Below are 20925 nucleotides of genomic sequence, written 5' to 3' on the forward strand. Positions count from 1 at the left end.
AATTGATGTACTTCTGCTTTATCTACCCAAAAGTTTGTTTATTTTTGAGCATGTTAAAACTGAATCTTCCAGCTGTTGATTTAAAAATCAAAAGTAAAGAAAATAAGCTATTTATTTTTGACCCTTATCGAAAAAAAGACATCGTATTAACTCCCGAAGAATGGGTTCGTCAACACGTTGCTTATTACTTAACACATCATAAAAACTACCCAAGTTCGCTTACCGCTTTAGAAAAAGAATTGCGATTGCATCAAACCAAAAAAAGAACAGACATTGTAATTTACAATCGTTTGGGAGCTCCCGAAATTATTGTAGAATGCAAAGCCCCAACGGTAGCGATCAATCAAAAAACATTTGACCAAATTGCTCGTTACAATTTGCAATTAAAAGCCACCTATTTAATTGTAACAAACGGTTTAGAGCATTACTTTTGCCAAATGGATTTTGAAAATCAACGTTATGTATTTTTAAAAGACATTCCTAATTACAAAGATTGATGAAAATTGCCTTAGTTATATTGAATTGGAACGGTAGAACACTGCTAGAAACTTTTTTACCCACCATGATTCAGCACAGTTCAAAAGCTAGTATTTATGTGGTAGACAACGATTCTAAAGACGATTCAGTGGCTTTTGTTTCTGAAAATTTTCCCGAGGTACACCTAATTCAACACAAAGAAAACTTAGGATTTGCTAAGGGATACAATCAGGCAATTCCTGAGATAGATGCTGATGTTTTTTGCATTGTAAATTCGGATATTGAAGTAACACCTAATTGGTTGGATCCTATTATTTCCTTTTACCGTAACAATAAAAATGCTGGAATTGTTCAGCCTAAAATTTTAGACTACAAAAACAAAGCGTTTTTTGAATATGCAGGAGCTGCTGGCGGATTGATTGACAAATATGGTTATGCTTATTGCAGGGGTCGTATTTTTGATTCTTTAGAAAAAGACCATCAACAATATGCAACTGCTCCTATTGCTTGGGCCTCGGGAGCTTGTTTGTTTATAAAGGATAGCTATTTTAAGCTACTTGGTGGCTTTGATGAAGATTTTTTTGCACATTATGAAGAAATTGACCTTTGCTGGAGGGCAAGAAACAATGGGGTTCATGTAGATTGTATTAGCGAAAGTGTGGTGTACCATGTAGGTGGTGCTACTTTGCACAAAAGCAACCCATTTAAAACTTATCTTAACTTTAGAAACTCACTCTATACCTTACTAAAAAACCTTCCAAGGCGAAAAGTTATTCCCATTATTTTTATACGTATGGTTTTGGATGGCTTGGCTGCTTTTAAATTTTTATTAGCAGGAAAACCTAATCATATTTTAAGTATTTTAAAAGCTCACTTGTCGTTTTATCAAAATTTTACCCTAATGCGACACAAAAGAGGTTCTTATCAAACCTACGACTATTATCACACCAAAAGTATTGTATGGGAATATTATGTAAAAAAACATAAAAAGGTTAAATCGTTATAAATTTATGGAAACACCTTTAAAGAGAATTAACAAATATTTAAGTGAAATTGGATATTGTTCTAGAAGAGCTGCAGACAAATTGATAGAAGAACAACGCGTTACCATTAACGGAAAAGTACCCGAAATGGGCACTAAAATTTCTGAAGACGATGAAGTTCGAGTAGACGGAATTATGGTTAGCACGCCCAAAGAAGCTCATACCTATATTGCGTTTCACAAACCTGTAGGAATTGTTTGTACCACAGATCAAAAAAGAGAAAAAAACAATATTATTGATTACATCAAACATCCAAAAAGAATTTTCCCTATCGGTAGATTGGATAAACCTAGTGAAGGTTTGATTTTTTTAACCAGTGATGGAGATATTGTCAATAAAATTCTACGTGCTAGCAATCATCACGAAAAAGAATACTTGGTAAAAGTAGACAAGCCTATCAATAAAGATTTTATAGAAAAAATGAGTAACGGAATTCCTATTTTAGGAACCGTCACCAACAAATGTTTGGTAGAAAAAATCAATATGTATGAGTTTAAGATTGTTTTAACTCAAGGATTGAATCGTCAAATTCGTAGAATGTGTGAGTATTTGGATTATCATGTAAAAAAGTTAAAACGAATCCGTATTATGAACGTGTATTTGGATATTCCTGTAGGTCAATGGAGAGATTTAACCAAAGAAGAATTAAAAACCTTACACAAACTAACCTCCGATTCTAAAAAACACATTTCTTAAAACACTGAATTTTAAGGATTTCAAAAAAACGAACTCTCATTTTTATTTTTTTGTTAACTTTAGTTCCCTAATCTTATCTGTTTATGGAAATTGCACCCATTTTACTTACACTTAAACTAGCATGCATTACCACTGTTATTTTATTTGTAATAGCTATTCCGATAAGCTATGGTTTGGTGCGTATGAACTCTAAGATCAAACCTTTTTTAGAAACTATAGTCAGTTTACCGTTGGTGCTTCCTCCTACCGTTTTGGGTTTTTATTTTTTAATAAGCATGCACCCCAATACAGTTTTTGGGCAACTTATTGAACGTGTTTTTGGACAATCTCTTGTGTTTTCTTTTTCAGGACTTGTCGTTGCTTCTATACTTTATAGCTTGCCTTTTATGGTGCACCCTATACAATCTGGACTGGCTTCTTTACCTAAGTCTTATTCAGAAACTGCAGAACTCATGGGAAAATCAAAGTGGACCACGCTCTGGAGAATTTTACTTCCCAACATTAAACCCGCTTTGTTAACAGGTATTGTGCTTAGTTTTGCACATACCATAGGAGAGTTTGGTGTGGTTTTAATGATTGGAGGAAACATCCCTAATCAAACACAAGTGGCTTCTATTGCTATTTATGACGAAGTAGAATCTTTAAATTATGCTGCTGCCAATGAATATTCTTTAGTTTTGTTGATTTTATCTTTTGCCATTTTATTAAGTGTGTATTTAGTTAATGGAGGAAACTTTAAACGTTTATTTAAATGATTCATTGCAACCTACACAAACGTTTTACAAACAAACACAACGCTTTTGATTTACGCATAAAAGCTTGTTTTGAAATGCATGCTATCAACGTAATTTTTGGTCCTTCGGGAGCAGGAAAAACAACATTGCTACGTATTATTAGTGGCTTGGAAAAAGCTTGCTATGGAAGCTTAAAGTTTAACAATACTCGTTGGCTAGATGCCGATAAGCAACTATTTGTTCCACCTAGCAAAAGAAACATTGCTTATGTATTTCAAGACTTTGGTTTGTTCCCTAACATGACTGTATTACAAAACCTGAAATTTGTTAAGAAAGAACTGAATCAAAATTTATTAGAAGACATTATCTCTACTTTAGAAATACAAAATTTACTACAACAAAAACCTTCGGAATTGTCGGGTGGACAAAAACAACGAGTTGCTTTGGCTAGAGCTTTGGCACAAGAACCTGAATTGCTATTGTTAGACGAACCTTTGACTTCTTTGGATGAAGCTTTGCGATGCAAACTTCAAAAATACTTGGTTAAATTACAACAACGCTACCGATTTACTGTAATTTTAGTAAGCCACAATTTAGAAGAAGTTTTAAAAGTTGCCGACCGTGTTTGTGTGTTAGAAAACGGAACCGTAAGCCTACAAGGTGCTCCTACTTTATTGTTAGCCCACAATCCTAAAAACACCTTGCAAGGGACGGTATTGGAAATTAATAATCATACGGTTTGTATTTTGATTGGCACCCAAAAAATCACGGTACAAAAAGAACAAATTGTAGATGCTCACTATCAAAAAGGAAGTAGCATTACACTACAACTACCACCAACACCTTAAAGCGTTCTTACTACCTGATTTAATGCTTTTCTTATCTTTGGCTTTTTACTTGGTTGGTTAAAATCTTCTGCATCTCTTTGGCCAATTGCCACAGCCAATACTGTTTTAAAGTCTGTATTGCCTACTATCTTGTCGTATGCTTCAGACTCTATTCCTTCCATCGGAGTAGCATCCACCCCTAATGCAGCACAAGCACTTAAAAACATTCCCAAGGCAATATATACTTGTTTTGTCATCCATTCTTTCATTGCATCTTCTGACTGATGCTCTGCAGCTACCCTATAAAACTCATAAGCATATTCTGGCAAGCGTTCTTTTAGTTCCTTAGAAAAAGCTGTTAAATTATCTATCGATCGAAATACTACTACTGTATCACAGTTCATCACTTTTTCATGATTGTGCTGAGAAACTTTAGACAAAGTTTCTTTTGTAGCTACATCTTGTACAAAAACAAACTCCCAAGGTTGACTGTTTATAGATGAAGGACTTAGCCTTAGCACTTCTTTTAACTCCTGTATTTTGCTTTCTTCTATTTTTTTAGCACTATCGTATACTTTGGTAGTGTATCTATTTTCTATTGCTTTTAAAAAACTCATTTTTTTTGATTTATATTTTGTTAACAATCTTTATCCTCCAAATTACAAGCGACTCCATTCCAGTCTTTGGGAGCTAACTGATGCAGCATTTCTACCAAAGTAGACGTGGGCACTGCTCCTGTTACTCGGTGAATTTCATCCACAATAAAAGTAGGAACAGATCGAATATTTTGTTGTTTGATTTGTTGTTCTTTTTGTAGCACTAGGTTTCTGTAATCTACCAAATCTTCCCAAGCATCTTTTACGTCTTGGTTAGATAAAAAACCTACTGTTATATCTAGAATGGCTCCCATGGTTGTGATGGATTTCCCTTCTTGAAAATAAGCTTTTTGGATTTGATGCAAAACTTGTACCCCTACACCTTTTTCTTGAGCCTTAGCTATTACCTGATGGAGTTTTAAGGTATTGGGAATGGTTTTAAATTTCTTTGGATACATACCAAGCCCCTCTTCTTTTCCTGCATCTATTACTGCTTTGTATATTTCATCCACGTCGGTAATTCCTTTACTTTTCCAATACTCTTCTATAGATATTCCTTCTTCTGGTAAATCAGGACGAAGTTGATAAGGAATTAACTGAATATCCACTTTGGCATTTGCTTTTTGAATGGCTTGTTGCAATCTGTGGTGACCTATATAACACCAAGGACATATAATGTCGTAAACTATCTCTATTTTAAGTGCTTTTTTTTTCATAAAACCATAGTCGATACAAACACTACAACTTTACGCAATCCATTAAAAAAAGAATATAAAAAAAACCAGACTTTCTTATTACTAAGAAAGCCTGGAAAAAAAATAAAATGAACTGCTATGAAAAAAAAGTTTAGTTTAGTTTGTAAAAATTAGTTTTCCGTTGTAGGTTTTTCCTTTATTCACTTCCAATTCGTAAATAAACACTCCTGAAGAATTTACAGGCTTGCTATAGTCTATGGTGTTGCTTCCCTTTACCAATTTTCCATCAAGCTGTTGCACCATTTTTCCTGCTAAATTGAATACTGTCAACTGGAATGTGGTTGCAATTTCACTTTCTAAAACAATTGTGGTCGTATCTTGTATTAAATTGGTTGCAAAAATATGTTCAGCCTCTTCGTGTTCCTCTTCTGTGATAATGGTTGCATCTACAGATTTGAATTGAATGTTTTCAATACTCATTTCTTTGGTCTCTTCTACTCCTATTTTTGCTACGTTCTGGGTAAATACTATCATTGTTACGTCAGACATATCGATAGACTGATTCTGATTGTTTTTAAAATCACTCAATTTAATTTCTTTGCTTTCCATTTCTTGAGACAACGTTACTGTGTATTTATGTTGTGCTTCCCAATTTTCTACTCCATCTTTCATAATCACTATAGTCATAGTACCTGTACCTTTGGTATCTAACTTTAATGTGTTGTATTCACTTAAATCAATAGCTCTAAATCTTGGTGTAAAAGCTTTGTAAACCGATACGTAATTTTGTGTTTTTGCTTTTAGGTTGATGTTACGCTCTACTAAGAACGAGTTCTCATCTGCTTCTTGTGTTTGTGGAGTAATTTCGTAAGAAAGTACTTCTGTATTGTAAGAAGAGTCATCTACCCCCCAAGCTCCGTCTGCAATAAATACATCATCGGGTGTTCCTCCTTTGTTACTTTGAATTCTAAAACCAAAATCGAACAAAGCTCCTGACTCAAATTCTACCTGTGCATTGTGGCTATCTAAGGCTATTTCCGCATTTACCATTTCAGCTTCACTTGTTTCTGTCTCCTTAATTCCTCCTTCTATTGTTATGCTAGAACTATCATCATTACTGGTAATATTTAATCTTAACTTTCCATTTCTATAAAAACCACTTCTTACAAATGTATGTGGAGGCATAGAATTGTTATAGCTGCTAATTTCTTTTACTTCCTTGAATGAATTTATGATACTAGAAGCCAATGTATATAAATCATCTACTGAATTTGACCAAATTTGAAAATTGTAAAAAGTTTCCTCAGAATATTTATCTAAATTCCAGTGAGACTCTACCCCATAACTTGCTCCTTTATCGTATACTGAAAAGCTTAACACGTGTTCTACTTCTCCCCCAGGATTTTTAATCGTTGCTTTGATAAACAATTCCTCTTCAATTAAGAATGTATTAATTCCTAAAATCTCTCCTCCCAACAATCTATCGCAAATGTATTTGGTATGCTCATATACTCCATTTTCAGTTTCTAAAGCTAGAATAGAAGCTATTGTTTCGTTTTCTGGGTTGACATAATCTACTGAAACCAAACTAATCGCATTGGTTAAGTTTAACAAGTCTTGTGGGCTAGATTCTTTGGCAGTAGTGTTTGATAACACATCTAGTGGAATGAAATCTTCTATACCTTGCGCTGTGTTTGCCAAAGCGTTTGCTGTTGGTTTAAATACAGGTGCTTTGCTTGCATTGAACTCGTAGCTGGTTCTTTTTCTAAAATAGTTTCTTGCATTTATTTTTTCAGAAAGTCTGTCATTACTTTCCAACCCTCCTTCGTTTCCACTAGTAATTGGAGTAATTACTGGACAAGCTGCTACACCAGAACAAGCAGGATCGTCACAGTCTACCAAACCATCACCATCGTCATCCAATCCGTTACTACAATCTTCGTCTGGTACTGGAGCCAAAGGACATCTTGCTCCATCGTTAGAACCACTTGCGGGACCAAAGGCAAATAAATTAGAATCCATAGCTCCATTGGGCTGAATTGTGTGTACCTTTTTCACTCTGTATATGGTTCCTGTTTCGTTTGCAGACAAATAAAAGTTTCCATCTACATCAAAATAAACTGCTCCGTAGGTATATTGTTGTCCGTTTACAATAGGCACCACACCCAAGTTGGTTGTTGTGTTGGTTGTAACGTCAATTCTATACAAATTATTAGTTTTCTTTTCTATTGCATACAACATATTGTCTGCTGCGTTAAATGCCCAATCGTGAATATTGATATTGCTTGGCAACTCAAAAGATCCTAAAAATTGTAGATAGTTTTCCGACTCTGGATTTAAGTCAACCTTGTACACTGTTTTTCCGCTTTTGTAGTAGTAGATTCCATTCAAATCAATATCCCCTACAAAACTCCACGCTCCAGAAGTAGGCATTGATGAAATTTCATATTCAGTGGCTTCAAAATCTTTTCCTATTCTAATGATTGTTTTGGGCTTGTCTTTTACAAATCCCCATAAAAAACCATCAGCGTTGTTGTATGCGGCTGCGTTTATTTTAGTTGGAACAATATCTTCCTTTACTAAGATTGATGATCCAGAAGCCAAATTAACCGCATAAATATCATTGTGTTGAAACAAATAAGCACTGTACACACAGTTAAAAGGCTCCCCGTTGTCTACAACTTCTTGATCCGTATTTTGTGTTGCAGAATTCATGGCTTCTGTAAATTCTGAAACCGAGAATGTTGCTATTTGTGTGTAATTGTTTCCTGCCTTTGCTAAAAAGTCTTGCTCCTGTAAATTTTCTAAAGTATAAGTCATCGTAAAAGAACCTGCATTTCCATCTCCTATACCACTTACGTTGTCTAATTTAAACCCATCAAAAGGATCGTTATTCCCTAGAGACTCTTCAATATTTCCTGTTACTCCTCCTTGCACAACCGACCAAGAGACATCGGAAAAAGTGTTTCCATTGTTAACCTCTACAGAAAAGTGACTTAATTCTTTACAATCTTTACCTGAACATCCATCATGAGCTACCTCAATTTGGATGGTGTATGTTCCGTTTGAATTTTCCACAACCGAATTAATTCTTGTTGAAAAACCTCCTCCATTCAATTTATATTCCGTTTTACTAGTTTCAGTACTTAGGGTTGTTAAGTTCTGATTAGGTTTTACAGTAGCATTAACTTTAGCTCCAAATAAAAAACCTAACGCCATTAATAGATAACAAATTATTGCTTTTGTGTTTACTTTGGTTTTTTGTAGTTTTTTCTCCATGACAATGAGTGTTGGGGTGTTGGTGTTATTTTTCTACCACAAAGGTAGTGGGGTTATAGTGCTTTTTTTAAGGTTTTAGACAAACGACACTTTATCTTAGACGAATGGTAAATTTAGCTATCTTAAATGCACAGTCCTTTAAATTTACAATTTAACTAACTAAAAACCAACTCAATTCACAAAATCCATCTAGTTATCAAAATTCTATTACAAGTTGTTTTTTATTCTTCTTTTTAATCGCTATCAATACCAACAAAAAAACCTATTAGGCAAAATCTAATAGGTTGTTTGTTGGTATTTTTTAAATTGTTTTTTTACGATATCAATGCTCCTATTAAAAAGCCTAAAGTAAGTAACAGGAATTTTAGCATTGCTTTGTAGTTAATTTTTTTAGAGGTCTGAGGTAGGGTAATATTCTTCATAATTGTAATTTAAGGGGTTCTATTCAAAACACAAAAGTATAATAATTTATGTTTTCTCTATATTAAATTTAGATCAACAGTCGTTTTGGCTCGGTGGATGGAAGCAGCTTTTCGGTAGTTCTTTTTCAAACTGATAGCTTTATAAAACTACCTCTATTATTCAGTTACAATCAAAAACCAGCATGCTAGGCTGCTGGTTTTATCAAAAAACAAAACTTACTTTAAAAATTGACAAGAGATATATAATAGACCCTAGCACATCTATTCTTTAGGGAAGGTTTATTTCATTTTCAACAACACATAACTTTTGTCTTGCAACATACTAAACAAGTAAATTGTATGGCATTTTGCACATTGATAAGGCTGTAAAACAAAAAACAATCGTTTACATCCTAACATTTTTATTTGGTAGCGAATTCTTGTACTACAAACTGGACAGTATTTATTTTGATACATTTTATTTTCTTTTTAGAAAAGGTCAGTTTCTTTTTCAAAACTGACCTAAAAACAAAACTTACTCTAAGTACAAATGAAAACTATGAATCGTATTATTTATGCTTTATAATTTCCAATGCTTTGGCTAATAACAATTCTCTTCGATCTCCTAAGGCAAACACTTCTAATTTTTCTATTTCATCCACGTTATAAGTTGGCTCTATCCCTTCTTGATACCCTCCTTCTTCATTGGCATTTGATAATTTATAAATAGTGGGGTACAATACCCAGCCCGTTTCTTCCGAACGGTCGTCTTTTATAGTAAAACCTGCTACGTCTTTACCTACATAAAGACTTACTAAAAAGCATCTACGATTACAAAGACGAAACCTCGTTTAAGATTTTTTATGATCGATATGCAAAGCTGCTTTTGAACTGGGCCACCAAACAAACGGGTAACAAAGACGTTGCTGCCGACATCGTACAGAATTTTTGGTTGATTTTTTGGTCTAAACCCTATGCTATCAAAACAGATGAGGAAGGAAATGCGCGAAAATACTTAATTCATTATTTTACTTACAGAATGTTTGACTACTTACGAACATCTGCCGCCAAATCTTTGGGCAATGATTTTTTATTGGAACAGCTTAGTCAAACCAAAAGTTATTCTCATATTATTGAAAATATACAAGTAGAAGAAATATTAACTGTTATTGAAAGTATATTACAAGCGTTTCCCTATATGACACAGCAAATATTCAAAGAGGTATGGGAGAACAATAGATCTGTTAAAGAAACTGCTAAAGAATTAGGAGTTAGCGAAAAAGTGGTAAGAAACCATCATAAAAAAGTACTAGATTCTATTCAAAATAAAGTTCAAAACCTTTTTAATGAAAACGATTTGAATTCTCACAAGGCTGTTCTTAAAATCATCGTTCTATTGGGTGTTTTGATATAAGTAGCTTTTATTGTTTTTCTGCTTTCGAAAAACAAAACAAATAGTACCTTTCATACATTGCCTACTCTATTTCTTACTCGCTATTTTTTCTAGTAATTCTCTTTTATAGGTAATTCCGATGGGAATTTTAGTCTGTTTTATTTGTAAGCAATCACTCTCCATTGCTTTTATTTTATTTAGTGCAACTATGTAAGATTTATGTGCCCTAACAAATAAAGAGGCAGGTAGTTTGTTAAGCAGTTCTGACGTTGTGATGGTTGCCACATAAACTCGTTTCATTGTATACACTTTTACATAATTTCCATAACTCTGTGTAAACAGAATCTCGAGTAGAGGAATTTTTACCCAGTCACTTCCAACTTTTAATTCTATATTATCAAATGTTTTTACAGTTGACAACTCATTACCAATAAATACTTTTTGTTTTAAATGTGCAATTGCCTTTACAAAACGAGGATAAAAAATAGGCTTTAACAAATAATCAATCACTCCATATTCATAACTTTCTAGTGCAAACTCACTATAAGCTGTAGTTAAAATGGTTTTAGGTTTGTTTGGTAATGTTTTTAATAACTCTATCCCTGTAATTTCTGGCATGTCAATATCCAAAAACATCAGATCTACGCTACGATGCGTTAAATACTCTATGGCCTCTAGCCCATTGTACATTTGATGTTCTAAGTTCAAAAAGGAGTTTTTGCTAATATAGTCTGACAACACATAGTGTGCTGCAGGCTCGTCGTCAACAATAATACAGTTTAATTTAGAGCGCATTCTTTTTCCCATTTAAGTTAATCTCTAACCGTACTGAATATTTTTCGGCTTCTAGAATGTCTAAGGTATACTGATCTTCATAAATCAATTCCAGACGTTTTAAGGTATTTTTCAATCCAATTTTTGTCGATTCTATCTTTGTTTTCTTTTTAGGAATACTGTTTTTAACACAAAATTTCAGCTGTCCTTTAATCACTTCAATTTGTATAGACACAAAACTTTTTTCTGTAGATGCCGTTCCATGCTTAAAGGCGTTTTCTACAAAAACAATCAGCAACATTGGAGCTATTTTGTAGTGGGTTTCTGTGCTTATATTACAATTAAAGTCAATATCACATCGATAGCCTACTCGTTCTTTTTCAAGTTTCACGTAGCTTTTTAAAAATTCAATTTCATCGGTGACCTCTACCAAACTAGTATCACTGCTTCCCAGTTGATAACGCATGAGCTGAGATACATGCATGATCAACTCAGAAACCCTTTCTGGATATTTTAAGCTAATCCCGTACAAAGTGTTGAATGTGTTGAATAAAAAATGAGGATTTAGCTGTTCTTTTAACGAATTTAGTTGGGCATTTTTGTTTAGAATTTTTTCTTTATCCAATCGTTTTCTATCTCTATAAAACTGAAAGATCAGACTAATAGACACAATACAAATTAATGTAACCATTAACGTACCTGCTTGAAAGGTATAACTTTTTTGCGCAATAGATTTGTACAAAAAACAGTTTTTATAAATCCATAAGGTAACTGAATGATAGGTGATGAATGTAAACACTCCTAGCAAAACAACAGAAATTAATACATAAACAATCGGTTGATGTTTTTTTAGTAAAAAAGGCAACACAAAAGCTCTATTGATTTGTGCATGTATGTACAATAACAAAAAATAGACAAAGCCCGTAAACAAGCTTCTCCAGTTGTGAATATGGATCCAATCATTTAAGGTAAAAAGAACAAAAGAGGTTATCAAGATAAAAAACTCCTGCCACCATTTATTCTGTATTAGTGTATTTACATACTTGTTCATCTATACATATTTAGCACAAAATAACCAATATTATTTGACAAGTACTTAAAAGAAATGATGAATTGAATTCGTCATTTGATGAATTCTCTTTGTCACTTATTTCAGTCATAAGCTTCAGATCCCATCTACATTTGTACCAAAATCAGTGTATTATGAATACTATCAACTATACAAAAAAGTACCTCCTTTTTGTAACTGTTCTTTTAGGTTTGCATTCTGTCAAAGCTCAAACACTAACTTTAGAAGATGCACTAAACTTAGGAATGGCTAACTATGGAACCCTTAAAGCTAAAGAGCACTACATAGATGCTGCACAACAAACCGTAGATGAAATAAAAAGAAGTTATTTGCCCAATTTCAATTTAGCGGCTCAACAAACGTATGGAACCATTAATGGTCAAAACGGGCCTTTGTATGGTTCAGGAGGTTTAGGGGTTGCTTCTTCTGGTCTTCCGCTACCAGAACAAAACTGGAATGCTGCTTTTGGAGCATTGTATTTGGCGAACATTAATTGGGATTTTTTTACGTTCGGAAAAACTAGAAGTAAAATACGTACTGCCAAAGCAAATGCTAGTTTGGCTTCTGTAGATCTTGAGCAAGAACAATTTAAGCAACAAGTAAAAATTGCAAGTCACTATTTAAACTTATTGGCAAGTCATCGCCTTATAGCTTCACAAAAAAGAAACTTAGAACGAGCAAAAACGGTTCTTCAAAACGCAAGTACTTTGGCTAAAAACGGTCTTCTTCCTAAGGTAGATGCTACTTTGGCTGCCGCAGAAGTTTCTAAAGCTAAAATAGCATTGAACCAATTGATGAACAAGCTCAAAACTCAAAACAATCAACTAGCCAACGCAATGGGAGTTGCACCCAGTAATTTTACCATAGACACAAATTTGGTCTATAAAACTCCGCTACAAATACAATTTTACACTGCCAATACAGAGTCAAAAAACCCGGTGCTAAAATTTTATCAAAGTAAGATTACAGTAGGTAATGAAGTATTGAATTCCTATAAAAAAGAACAGCTTCCTAGCCTTTCTCTTTTTGGTGTTTTTCAAAGCCGAGGTTCTGGGTTTGATTCGGGGTATAACAACAATCAAAACTTGTACACCTCTGACTATTGGAAAGGGATAGACCCTACAAGAAACAACTACCTTATGGGGATTGGCTTTCGATGGAACCTAACTGATATTTTGCGAATTGATAAAAAGATAACCGCACAAAAATTTACACTTAAGGGAGTTCAAGAAGAATACAACACTCTTGAAAACGAACTAAAAACACAGCAAGATGCTGCTCAAAACAGCCTAAAAATAGCCTTACAAAACCTAAAAGAAGCTCCTGTACAGGTAAAAGCAGCTCAACAAGCTTACAAACAAAGACTAGCCCTGTATAGTAATGGACTTACCAACATGGTAGATGTAACTCAGGCACTATATGTTCTTAACAGAGCGGAAACTGACCTAGATGTTATTAGAACCAACGTTTGGCAAGCTTTATTACTTCAGGCCGCATCAGCAGGAGACCTAACTTATTTTACAAATCAAATAAAACAACAATAATTTATGAATTTAATTCGATTTGCTCTTAGAAAACCCATCTCCATTTTGGTGTTCGTAGCTGGTCTCTTCTTTTTTGGAATAGGTGCTGTAAAGTCTGTTAAGGTAGATATCTTACCCAATATGGATTTGCCTGTGCTGTACTTGGCTCATCCTTTTACAGGCTACACCCCAAACCAAATGGAATCTTATTTTGGTAAAAATTACATCAATATTATGTTGATGGCCAATGGTGTAAAATCTATTGAAACACGAAATTTACAAGGACTTACACTAATGAAAGTTAGTTATTATCAAGGAACCAATATGGCACAAGCACAAGCTGAATTGAGTGCATTGACCAACAGGGTTCAAGCCATTTTTCCTCCAGGTTCACAACCTCCAATTATCATTCGTTTTGACTCTTCCACTTTACCCATAGGACAATTGGTGTTAAGTAGTGAAAAACGAAGTAACAACGAGCTTCAAGATCTAGCAAACGTATACGTTAGATCTTCCTTTACCTCAATTCCAGGACTCCTCTCGCCTGCCCCATTTGGAGGAAGTCCTAGAACCATAGAAGTCAACGTAGATCCCGCTCAATTGCGAGCGCATAACTTAACACCAGATCAAATTGTAGAAGCCATTGGACTAAACAACAAAACAGCTCCATCAGGAAATATTCGTATTGGCGAAAAAGACTATCAAACCCCTACCAACAACACGATTAAAAAAGTTGAAGACTTTGAAAAAATTCCTCTTTTCAAAGGAGATGTAGACAATCTGTACCTAGGTGATGTGGCTACTGTAACAGATGGTGCAGACATTATTAAAGGATATGCTTTGGTCAATGGAAAGAGATCTGTTTACCTAAATATTGCCAAAGCTGGTGATGCTTCTACATGGGACGTTGTTCAAAATCTAAAGGCTGCTTTACCCCGAATACAAAATACCTTGCCCGAAGATGTAAAAGTAAGTTACGAGTTTGACCAATCTGTATATGTCATAAATTCCGTAAAAAGTTTAATTACCGAAGGAGTGATAGGAGCCGTACTTACGGGAATCATGGTCATCTTATTTTTAGGAGATCGTAGAGCCGCATTGATTGTTATTCTTACCATTCCTATTTCCATCATTTCTGGGGTTTTATTTTTAAAACTTTTCGGACAAACCATTAACCTAATGACTTTAAGCGGATTGGCTTTGGCTATTGGTATCTTGGTAGATGAAAGTACAGTAACCATCGAAAACATCCATCAACACTTAGACATGGGAAAACCCAAGGCTTTGGCTATTTGGGATGCTTGTAAAGAAATTGCTTTGCCCAAATTGTTGATTCTACTGTGTATTCTGTCTGTATTTGCCCCTGCATTTACCATGATGGGAATCCCTGGATCTTTATTCTTACCTTTAGCACTGGCAATTGCCTTTTCTATGATTACTTCCTTTTTGCTCTCTCAAACTTTTGTACCTGTTATGGCCAATTGGATGATGAAAGAAAAAGCACACCTCCCAAAAGAAGCAGCCTCCCAAGCCCCTAAAAAAAGAAGTTCTTTTGAACGATTTATTAATGCTTACAAACACTTTTTAGATCGTTTGTTCCCCAACAAAAAAACAGTGGGATTGGCCTATTTATTCGGAATATCCGCACTTGCATTTTTCTTAATAAGTTCTATTGGACAAGATGTTTTTCCAAAAGTAAACGCTAGTCAATTTCAGTTACGATTGCGTGCACCCGATGGTACCCGTGTAGAACGCACCGAAGAAAAAGCCATTCGTGTGCTAAAGGAAATAGAAAACATGGTTGGCAAAGAACATATTGGTGTAAGCTCTACTTATGTAGGTATGCACGCTCCTTTGTTTGCTCTTAACCCTATTTATTTGTTTATGGCAGGAACTCACGAAGCAGTTTTACAAGTTTCTTTAAAAGATATACATACGGATATGGATGAATTCAAAGATCAAATAAGAAAGCGAATACAACACATTGAACCGGATCTTAAAATCTCTTTTGAATCTATTGAACTAACCGACAAAGTTCTTGGTCAAGGCTCTCCAACTCCGATAGAAATCAGACTTACAGGAAAAGACAAAAAGCAGAACGAAATCTATGCTAATAAAATCATAGAAAAAATGAAACAAGTCTCCTATTTTAGAGATGTACAAATAGCACAATCTACTCATTATCCGGCCTTAGACATTACTATAGACCGAGTAAAAGCAGCACAACTAGGTGTAGATATGAATGATATCTCTAGATCTTTGGTTGCCGTAACTTCCTCATCACGTTATACCGACAAAAATATTTGGGTAGATGAAAAAGCAGGACTTCCGTACAGTGTTCAGGTACAAGTTCCCATGGACAAAATGAACTCTATAGAAGACATAGGAGCTATTCCTTTACTTAAAAATTCTGTGAGACCTGTGTTAAGTGATGTAGCCACAATTAAGGAATCAGAAACCAATGGGCAAACAGACAACTTAGGAGCTATGCCTTATTTATCTGTTACAGCCAATACAGACCACGTAGATTTAAGCACAGCCTCCAATCAAGTGCAGACTATTGTTAATTCTTTAGGAGAGCTACCTAGAGGCCTAGCCATTGAAGCTATTGGATTGTCCAAGGTCTTATCGGAGACAATGGAGAGCTTAAAACTAGGGTTAATTGTAGCCATTGTTGTTATTTTTTTAATGCTGGGTGCCAATTTTCAATCCTTTAAAGTGTCGTTTATTGTACTAACAACGGTACCTGCAGTGGTTTTAGGCTCCTTAATACTCTTATTAGCTACGGGAGCAACGTTAAACTTACAATCGTATATGGGAATCATTATGTCTGTAGGTGTGTCCATTGCCAATGCTGTTTTACTAATTACCAATGCAGAGCAACTTAGAAAAGAAAGTGGAAACGCACTCCAAGCGGCCAAAGATGCAGCCGCTATTAGAATCCGTCCCATTATTATGACGAGTGTGGCTATGATTGCCGGTATGCTTCCGATGGCTATAGGCCACGGAGAAAGTGGAGAACAAGTATCTCCTTTAGGTAGAGCCGTTATTGGTGGGCTAATTTTCTCAACGCTTACCGTTTTGGTTATACTGCCTGTAATTTTTGCATGGTTACAAAACAAAACAAGCACCGCATCCGTATCCCTAGATCCAGAAGACAGAACTAGTAAATTTTACATACCCACAAAACAATAAAACATGAAATCTAATTCCTTAAAAATAATAGCTTTAGCACTAGTGTTAACTAGCTATGGTTGTTCTCAATCTACCGAAGAAAAAGAAAACATAAAAACAGCTGATACTCCTGCAAAAGTTACCACGTTCCCACTACAAAAAGACCTTTTGACCTCTTATGTGTCAATTCCAGCAGAAATAGCTGCTTTTACCTATGTGGATTTGTATGCCAAAGTAGGTAGCTACGTTAAAGAACTTAACGTTGATATTGGAAGTACTGTTTCCAAAGGACAGCTTCTTATTTCTTTAGAGGCTCCAGAAATTACTTCCAAACTTTTAGCAGCTGAAGCTCAGTTACACGCTGCCAAAGCAGTTTACATGGCTAGTAAAACCACCTATGAAAGAATGTTGGAAACCAGTCGAGTAGAAGGAACCCTTTCTAAAAATCAACTCAACTTGGCACTGGCTACAAAAAACACGGATTATGCCAAATTACAAGCAGCCAAAGCCAGCTATAAAGAGTTTCAAGTAATGCAGAGTTATTTAGAAATAAGAGCTCCTTTTGATGGTATTATTACAAAAAGAAATATCAACATAGGTGCTTATGTTGGAGCTCCAGGAAAAAGTTCAGAAACTCCTTTACTTACCCTTCAAGATGCTAAAAAATTACGTATGAGTCTTTCCGTTCCAGAAAGTTATGCCTCATTTGTACAACAGGGTGACACCGTAAGTTATCAAGTAATTTCTATTCCAGGAGTTACTTTTCAAGGAACTGTTGCTAGAATGTCAGGAGCCTTAGATTCTAAGTTTCGTTCTGAACGTATTGAAATTGATATAGAAAACAACACCTTACTTAAACCAGGCATGATTGCTGAAGTACGCTTGTCTTTAACTTCTAAAACTCCGTTGTATGTAGTTCCTAAATCCTCTGTACTTAGCTATAGTGAAGGGACTTTTGTTATCAAATCTATACATGGTAAAGCCCTTAAAGTTCCTGTTCAAAAACGAAGAGAAATCAATGGTAAAGTTGAAATTTTTAGTACAGAATTGCAAGAAAACGATTTGCTGATTACTGTCGCAAGTGAAGAAATTCACAACGGAGATGCTCTACCTGTTTTGTAAACAAAACTTCGTAAATCATCATTCGCTAAAAACGTTTTAGCTACGCTTTAGTATTTATAAAAATACCGTCTTCCATTTTTTTGTAAGACGGTATTTTGTACTATAAAAACAAGAGTTTATCATTCTTTATAAACCCAAATACGCTCTTTGATGGTTGTAAATTTAGGGTCTTTAATTATTACTTCTAAGTTGTGAAAACCTCTTTCTAACGCAGGTAGTTTTCCTGTCCACAAATGATGAGACTTGGTCCTTAAATAAGGAGCTGCTTTACTGTTGGCATCTGGACTCATTTTTTGACGTTGCATTTTTTTGATATAATTCACAAAAGGATCCATTTTCCTTACTTTTTCCAAGACAATAACTTGCTCATCTTCTAGCTTGATAGTAACTGTGGTTTGATTGGATCCTGAAAAAACGTTGAGATATACATCGTGGTTTTCATTCAAACTAGCAATGGGTTCAGCATTGTAATCGCCTGCCCAAAAAGTAAATTGTTTGGATTTCGGTAAATTGACTCCTTTGAATTGGATTTTATAGTCGTCTCTATCAAAATTAATTTCAAAATAGCCTCTAGGTGTTCCACAACTCATCAATGACAAGGGGACACCTTCCCACTTTTTTTGTCCTGTCCACCAATTTCCAGACACAGCTCCTGCTGTCAGCTCGTGAATCACATTTCCCGAAGGCATTTCTATTTTATTTTGAAAAACAGTATGTGTATGTCCCGACAAAACTAGTATCTTTTTATAGGGAGCTAACAAAGTCATCAACTCTTTCTGATTTTTCATAGCCACTAAGGGTACGTGTTGACTAATGACAATTTGCTGATTTTTAGGCACTATTTGTAACAGTTGTTTTAAAAAACGAAGTTGATTGGGAGGATATTGATTTTGATAGCCATATTTTCCTACAGGTGTAATGCTATTCAAGGAAACGAATAAAACTTCATTTTTAAAGAAAGCATGGTTTTCAGGCCCGAACTTTTTCCTAAAAAAATCAAATTGACCATTTTGTTTTGCTTTAAAGTTACGGTCGTGGTTTCCGTATACAACCCAAGAGGGTTTGGGAATATCGTCAATTAGACTTTTTAAAGGAGCAAACAAATTGGGAGCATCGTTTACCAAGTCTCCCAAATAAATACTAAAATCATAATCTTGTCTGTTCAACAGTTCTGCCAATACGGACTGGGTAGCATATAAAAGTTCCTTCGTATCTCCTACTTGAACATCACCTATAGCTAAAAACTTAAACTTCTTTTTGACTGTTATTTTTTGTAGAGAAAAACTTACTGCTTTACCTGCATCTTCAGTTGTGTGATACCACCACTTTTTAGCATTGCTATAAGCATAACCTGAAGGTAGAATAGGAAAAACCACTTGTCCTTTGGTTACAGGAATTTTAAACCTTCCCTTTTTGTCAGTTTTTACTAGGGTATCCCCGTTAGAGACCCAAACTTTTTTCAACCCTTTTTGATGCAAGAATACAGAACCGTTAAGGATTGTTTTTTGGGACTGAGCGGTTGCCATGACCCCTATACAAAAAACAAAAAAGATATAAAATTTGCTCACGTTGTTCATGCTCATAAATTTAAACATAAAATAAGCGAAGCTATACAACTTCGCTTATTTAAAAACTTCAACTTTAAATTACCTATTCATTGTCTGGAGAATCAAACTTATACAGGTTGATTTTCTCGTTTACAATGTAAGAGGCAAAAGAAATTCCGTTAGGTGCTACTTCTATATTTAAGCTAGAAGCATCAGCATCGGTAAATACCACAGGAGCTCCCCAGTTGTTTACGTCTGAATCAAATGGTAAGAATACTGGTGTTTTGGTGTCGTTTTGGTAAAACAACATTGGATTTTTGTACTTATCTACAGCCAAAGCAAAATCTCTCGTATTGCTTGTTACAATCAAGTCACCCAAAGTTGTCCAAGAAGAAGAAGCCGCTTGATACTTTTTCACTCTTAGTTGGTAAACTGTATCAGGTCCGTTGTTTTCAGCATACGCAACATAAACATTTCCTTCTGTGTCAACATCAAGATCTAAATTGTAAAAGTAGATAGTATTTTCTTCACTCTCCTTCATCTTATCTGCCAAAGTTGTCCATACATTGTTTTCGTATTTATAAACAGAAACAGATTGTTGTGATCCATAATCCAACACTGCAAGATACACTGTGTTTTCAATTACTTTAGTTTTAATCAATCGTGCAAAACCTTCTCTACCAGGAATTGATAGATCAGACCATGTACCAGACTCGTAAGATTTTGCAAAAATAGATCTTCTTCCGTCTGCATTTCTATCATCACTAATAAAAAATCCGAAGACCTTGTCATCTTCTGTTACTACTACGGTGTTCGATGCTGTTCTTAATCCTGAAAACGGAGCACCTCCTACATATGACCAGCTATTGTTTTGGTACGACATGATGGATGCTTCTCTGTTTTCTGTGTACTCTTGAAAACTGATGTATGGTGTACCTGAGTTACTGAATTTTAAATCTACAGTATTGGCTCTAAAATCAGAAAAATCTGTTCCTCCTACTCTATTCCAAGCAGTACCATTGTAGTTGATTAAATTCATTTTTTGATCATCACTGCTTTCTCTCTCGCTGATGTAAGCAACATAAGGCAAAGAGGTAGCTGGATTGATTTGCAACGAGACTTCCGCTGCAATATCATCAGCATAAACAGAAGACAAGCTCCAGACAGCACTTGCCAACTTCCCTACTGTAATGGTATAAATTTTATTAGTAGTTCCTTCGGTAATTAACAATTCTACAGGAGCAGAATAATCTCTAGCGGTGGTACCACTTGTTAATACAGTTGCTCCAACTTTTACTACATCTCCATCGGTAGTTGTAAAGCGTGCTACTAAAGACGTTAAATCTGTCTCGTTAGGCAAAGCAATAGAAACGTCTGTAGTAGTTACGTTTTCTATGGCATAATCTGTAAATAAGTTTTCTGCATTGTCTTCTGCATAAAAACCAAAACTTAAAAGTCCTACCTCTGCAGGAGTCTCAATTTCTTGAACAGGATCATCTGAACCACACGCTACCAAAGATGATAGTAGCACGGTTAACGCGAATAAATAATAGATTGTTTTTTTCATAATAATAA

The 20925-nt window shown here is 34.9% G+C and carries 17 protein-coding genes; 9 read left to right on the plus strand and 8 right to left on the minus strand.

Annotation, left to right across the window (positions count from 1 at the left end; genetic code table 11):
* The first annotated feature begins 50 nt into the window (after window positions 1-50).
* The 5 genes from FS85_RS0112070 (at window position 51) to FS85_RS15635 (ending at window position 3798) form a co-directional block, all read left to right on the plus strand.
* Window positions 51-497, plus strand: coding sequence for a type I restriction enzyme HsdR N-terminal domain-containing protein (locus FS85_RS0112070; RefSeq protein ID WP_010136581.1), 447 nt, complete (start codon window positions 51-53; stop codon window positions 495-497).
* Complete coding sequence (locus tag FS85_RS0112075) at window positions 497-1483, plus strand: glycosyltransferase family 2 protein (RefSeq protein WP_010136582.1); 987 nt, start codon at window positions 497-499, stop codon at window positions 1481-1483. Before FS85_RS0112070 ends, FS85_RS0112075 begins: the two co-directional genes overlap by 1 nt.
* Window positions 1484-1487: 4 nt before the next feature.
* Entirely contained in the window at window positions 1488-2216 is a 729-nt protein-coding gene (rluF, locus tag FS85_RS0112080; protein ID WP_010136583.1) for a 23S rRNA pseudouridine(2604) synthase RluF, read from the plus strand.
* Between the two features lie 83 nt (window positions 2217-2299).
* Complete coding sequence (modB, locus tag FS85_RS0112085) at window positions 2300-2971, plus strand: molybdate ABC transporter permease subunit (RefSeq protein WP_010136585.1); 672 nt, start codon at window positions 2300-2302, stop codon at window positions 2969-2971.
* Window positions 2968-3798: an ATP-binding cassette domain-containing protein gene (locus tag FS85_RS15635; RefSeq protein ID WP_010136586.1), complete on the plus strand. Its 831-nt coding sequence runs from the start codon at window positions 2968-2970 to the stop codon at window positions 3796-3798. The genes modB and FS85_RS15635 overlap by 4 nt, the downstream gene beginning before the upstream one ends.
* On the opposite strand, the gene FS85_RS0112095 is transcribed toward FS85_RS15635, so the two are convergent.
* The 4 genes from FS85_RS0112095 to FS85_RS16760 form a co-directional block, all read right to left on the minus strand.
* Window positions 3795-4394 carry a nitroreductase family protein gene (locus tag FS85_RS0112095; protein ID WP_010136587.1) on the minus strand — a complete coding sequence of 200 codons (600 nt, stop codon included), beginning with the start codon at window positions 4392-4394 and terminating at the stop codon, window positions 3795-3797. The genes FS85_RS15635 and FS85_RS0112095 overlap by 4 nt on opposite strands.
* 20 nt (window positions 4395-4414) lie before the next feature.
* On the minus strand, window positions 4415-5089 hold the full coding sequence (locus FS85_RS0112100; protein WP_010136588.1) for a DsbA family oxidoreductase: 675 nt from the start codon (window positions 5087-5089) through the stop codon (window positions 4415-4417).
* A 135-nt stretch (window positions 5090-5224) separates the two neighbouring features.
* Window positions 5225-8347, minus strand: coding sequence for a DUF6923 family protein (locus FS85_RS15640; protein ID WP_010136589.1), 3123 nt, complete (start codon window positions 8345-8347; stop codon window positions 5225-5227).
* 970 nt (window positions 8348-9317) lie between these two features.
* Window positions 9318-9488, minus strand: coding sequence for a hypothetical protein (locus FS85_RS16760; RefSeq protein WP_010136590.1), 171 nt, complete (start codon window positions 9486-9488; stop codon window positions 9318-9320).
* 116 nt (window positions 9489-9604) lie between these two features.
* Here FS85_RS16760 and FS85_RS0112115 point away from each other — a divergent pair, with 116 nt between their 5' ends.
* Complete coding sequence (locus tag FS85_RS0112115) at window positions 9605-10162, plus strand: RNA polymerase sigma factor (RefSeq protein WP_262496231.1); 558 nt, start codon at window positions 9605-9607, stop codon at window positions 10160-10162.
* A gap of 66 nt (window positions 10163-10228) precedes the next feature.
* On the opposite strand, the gene FS85_RS0112120 is transcribed toward FS85_RS0112115, so the two are convergent.
* A complete protein-coding gene (locus FS85_RS0112120; RefSeq protein ID WP_237706965.1) occupies window positions 10229-10948 on the minus strand; it encodes a LytR/AlgR family response regulator transcription factor in 720 nt (239 codons plus the stop codon).
* Complete coding sequence (locus tag FS85_RS0112125; protein WP_010136594.1) at window positions 10926-11966, minus strand: sensor histidine kinase; 1041 nt, start codon at window positions 11964-11966, stop codon at window positions 10926-10928. The genes FS85_RS0112120 and FS85_RS0112125 overlap by 23 nt, the downstream gene beginning before the upstream one ends.
* A gap of 152 nt (window positions 11967-12118) precedes the next feature.
* On the opposite strand from FS85_RS0112125, the gene FS85_RS0112130 reads away from it, so the two are divergent.
* The 3 genes from FS85_RS0112130 to FS85_RS0112140 are packed head-to-tail and all read left to right on the plus strand — an operon-like array spanning window position 12119 to window position 17803.
* The gene (locus FS85_RS0112130) at window positions 12119-13528 is read left to right on the plus strand and encodes a TolC family protein (RefSeq protein ID WP_010136596.1); all 1410 of its coding nucleotides are present in this window, start codon (window positions 12119-12121) and stop codon (window positions 13526-13528) included.
* 3 nt (window positions 13529-13531) lie between these two features.
* Entirely contained in the window at window positions 13532-16702 is a 3171-nt protein-coding gene (locus FS85_RS0112135) for an efflux RND transporter permease subunit (RefSeq protein WP_010136598.1), read from the plus strand.
* Window positions 16703-16705: 3 nt separating this feature from the next.
* A complete protein-coding gene (locus tag FS85_RS0112140) occupies window positions 16706-17803 on the plus strand; it encodes an efflux RND transporter periplasmic adaptor subunit (RefSeq protein WP_010136599.1) in 1098 nt (365 codons plus the stop codon).
* 119 nt (window positions 17804-17922) lie between these two features.
* Here the strand turns inward: FS85_RS0112140 and FS85_RS0112145 are convergent, their stop codons facing one another.
* Together FS85_RS0112145 and FS85_RS0112150 are read right to left on the minus strand one after the other, a co-directional pair.
* Window positions 17923-19380, minus strand: coding sequence for a calcineurin-like phosphoesterase C-terminal domain-containing protein (locus FS85_RS0112145; protein ID WP_010136600.1), 1458 nt, complete (start codon window positions 19378-19380; stop codon window positions 17923-17925).
* Between the two features lie 73 nt (window positions 19381-19453).
* Window positions 19454-20917, minus strand: a complete 1464-nt coding sequence (locus FS85_RS0112150; RefSeq protein WP_010136602.1) for a hypothetical protein — start codon at window positions 20915-20917, stop codon at window positions 19454-19456.
* Window positions 20918-20925: the final 8 nt, after the last annotated feature.

The organism is Ochrovirga pacifica (assembly GCF_000220525.1).
In the GTDB taxonomy this organism is placed as follows: Bacteria; Bacteroidota; Bacteroidia; order Flavobacteriales; family Flavobacteriaceae; genus Ochrovirga; species Ochrovirga pacifica.

Coding starts and splice junctions, on each gene's coding strand:
- FS85_RS0112070 (WP_010136581.1), top strand. CDS start 51: ATGTTAAAACTGAATCTTCCAGCTGTTGATTTAAAAATCAAAAGTAAA.
- FS85_RS0112075 (WP_010136582.1), top strand. CDS start 497: ATGAAAATTGCCTTAGTTATATTGAATTGGAACGGTAGAACACTGCTA.
- rluF (WP_010136583.1), top strand. CDS start 1,488: ATGGAAACACCTTTAAAGAGAATTAACAAATATTTAAGTGAAATTGGA.
- modB (WP_010136585.1), top strand. CDS start 2,300: ATGGAAATTGCACCCATTTTACTTACACTTAAACTAGCATGCATTACC.
- FS85_RS15635 (WP_010136586.1), top strand. CDS start 2,968: ATGATTCATTGCAACCTACACAAACGTTTTACAAACAAACACAACGCT.
- FS85_RS0112095 (WP_010136587.1), bottom strand. CDS start 4,394: ATGAGTTTTTTAAAAGCAATAGAAAATAGATACACTACCAAAGTATAC.
- FS85_RS0112100 (WP_010136588.1), bottom strand. CDS start 5,089: ATGAAAAAAAAAGCACTTAAAATAGAGATAGTTTACGACATTATATGT.
- FS85_RS15640 (WP_010136589.1), bottom strand. CDS start 8,347: ATGGAGAAAAAACTACAAAAAACCAAAGTAAACACAAAAGCAATAATT.
- FS85_RS0112120 (WP_237706965.1), bottom strand. CDS start 10,948: ATGGGAAAAAGAATGCGCTCTAAATTAAACTGTATTATTGTTGACGAC.
- FS85_RS0112125 (WP_010136594.1), bottom strand. CDS start 11,966: ATGAACAAGTATGTAAATACACTAATACAGAATAAATGGTGGCAGGAG.
- FS85_RS0112130 (WP_010136596.1), top strand. CDS start 12,119: ATGAATACTATCAACTATACAAAAAAGTACCTCCTTTTTGTAACTGTT.
- FS85_RS0112135 (WP_010136598.1), top strand. CDS start 13,532: ATGAATTTAATTCGATTTGCTCTTAGAAAACCCATCTCCATTTTGGTG.
- FS85_RS0112140 (WP_010136599.1), top strand. CDS start 16,706: ATGAAATCTAATTCCTTAAAAATAATAGCTTTAGCACTAGTGTTAACT.
- FS85_RS0112145 (WP_010136600.1), bottom strand. CDS start 19,380: ATGAACAACGTGAGCAAATTTTATATCTTTTTTGTTTTTTGTATAGGG.
- FS85_RS0112150 (WP_010136602.1), bottom strand. CDS start 20,917: ATGAAAAAAACAATCTATTATTTATTCGCGTTAACCGTGCTACTATCA.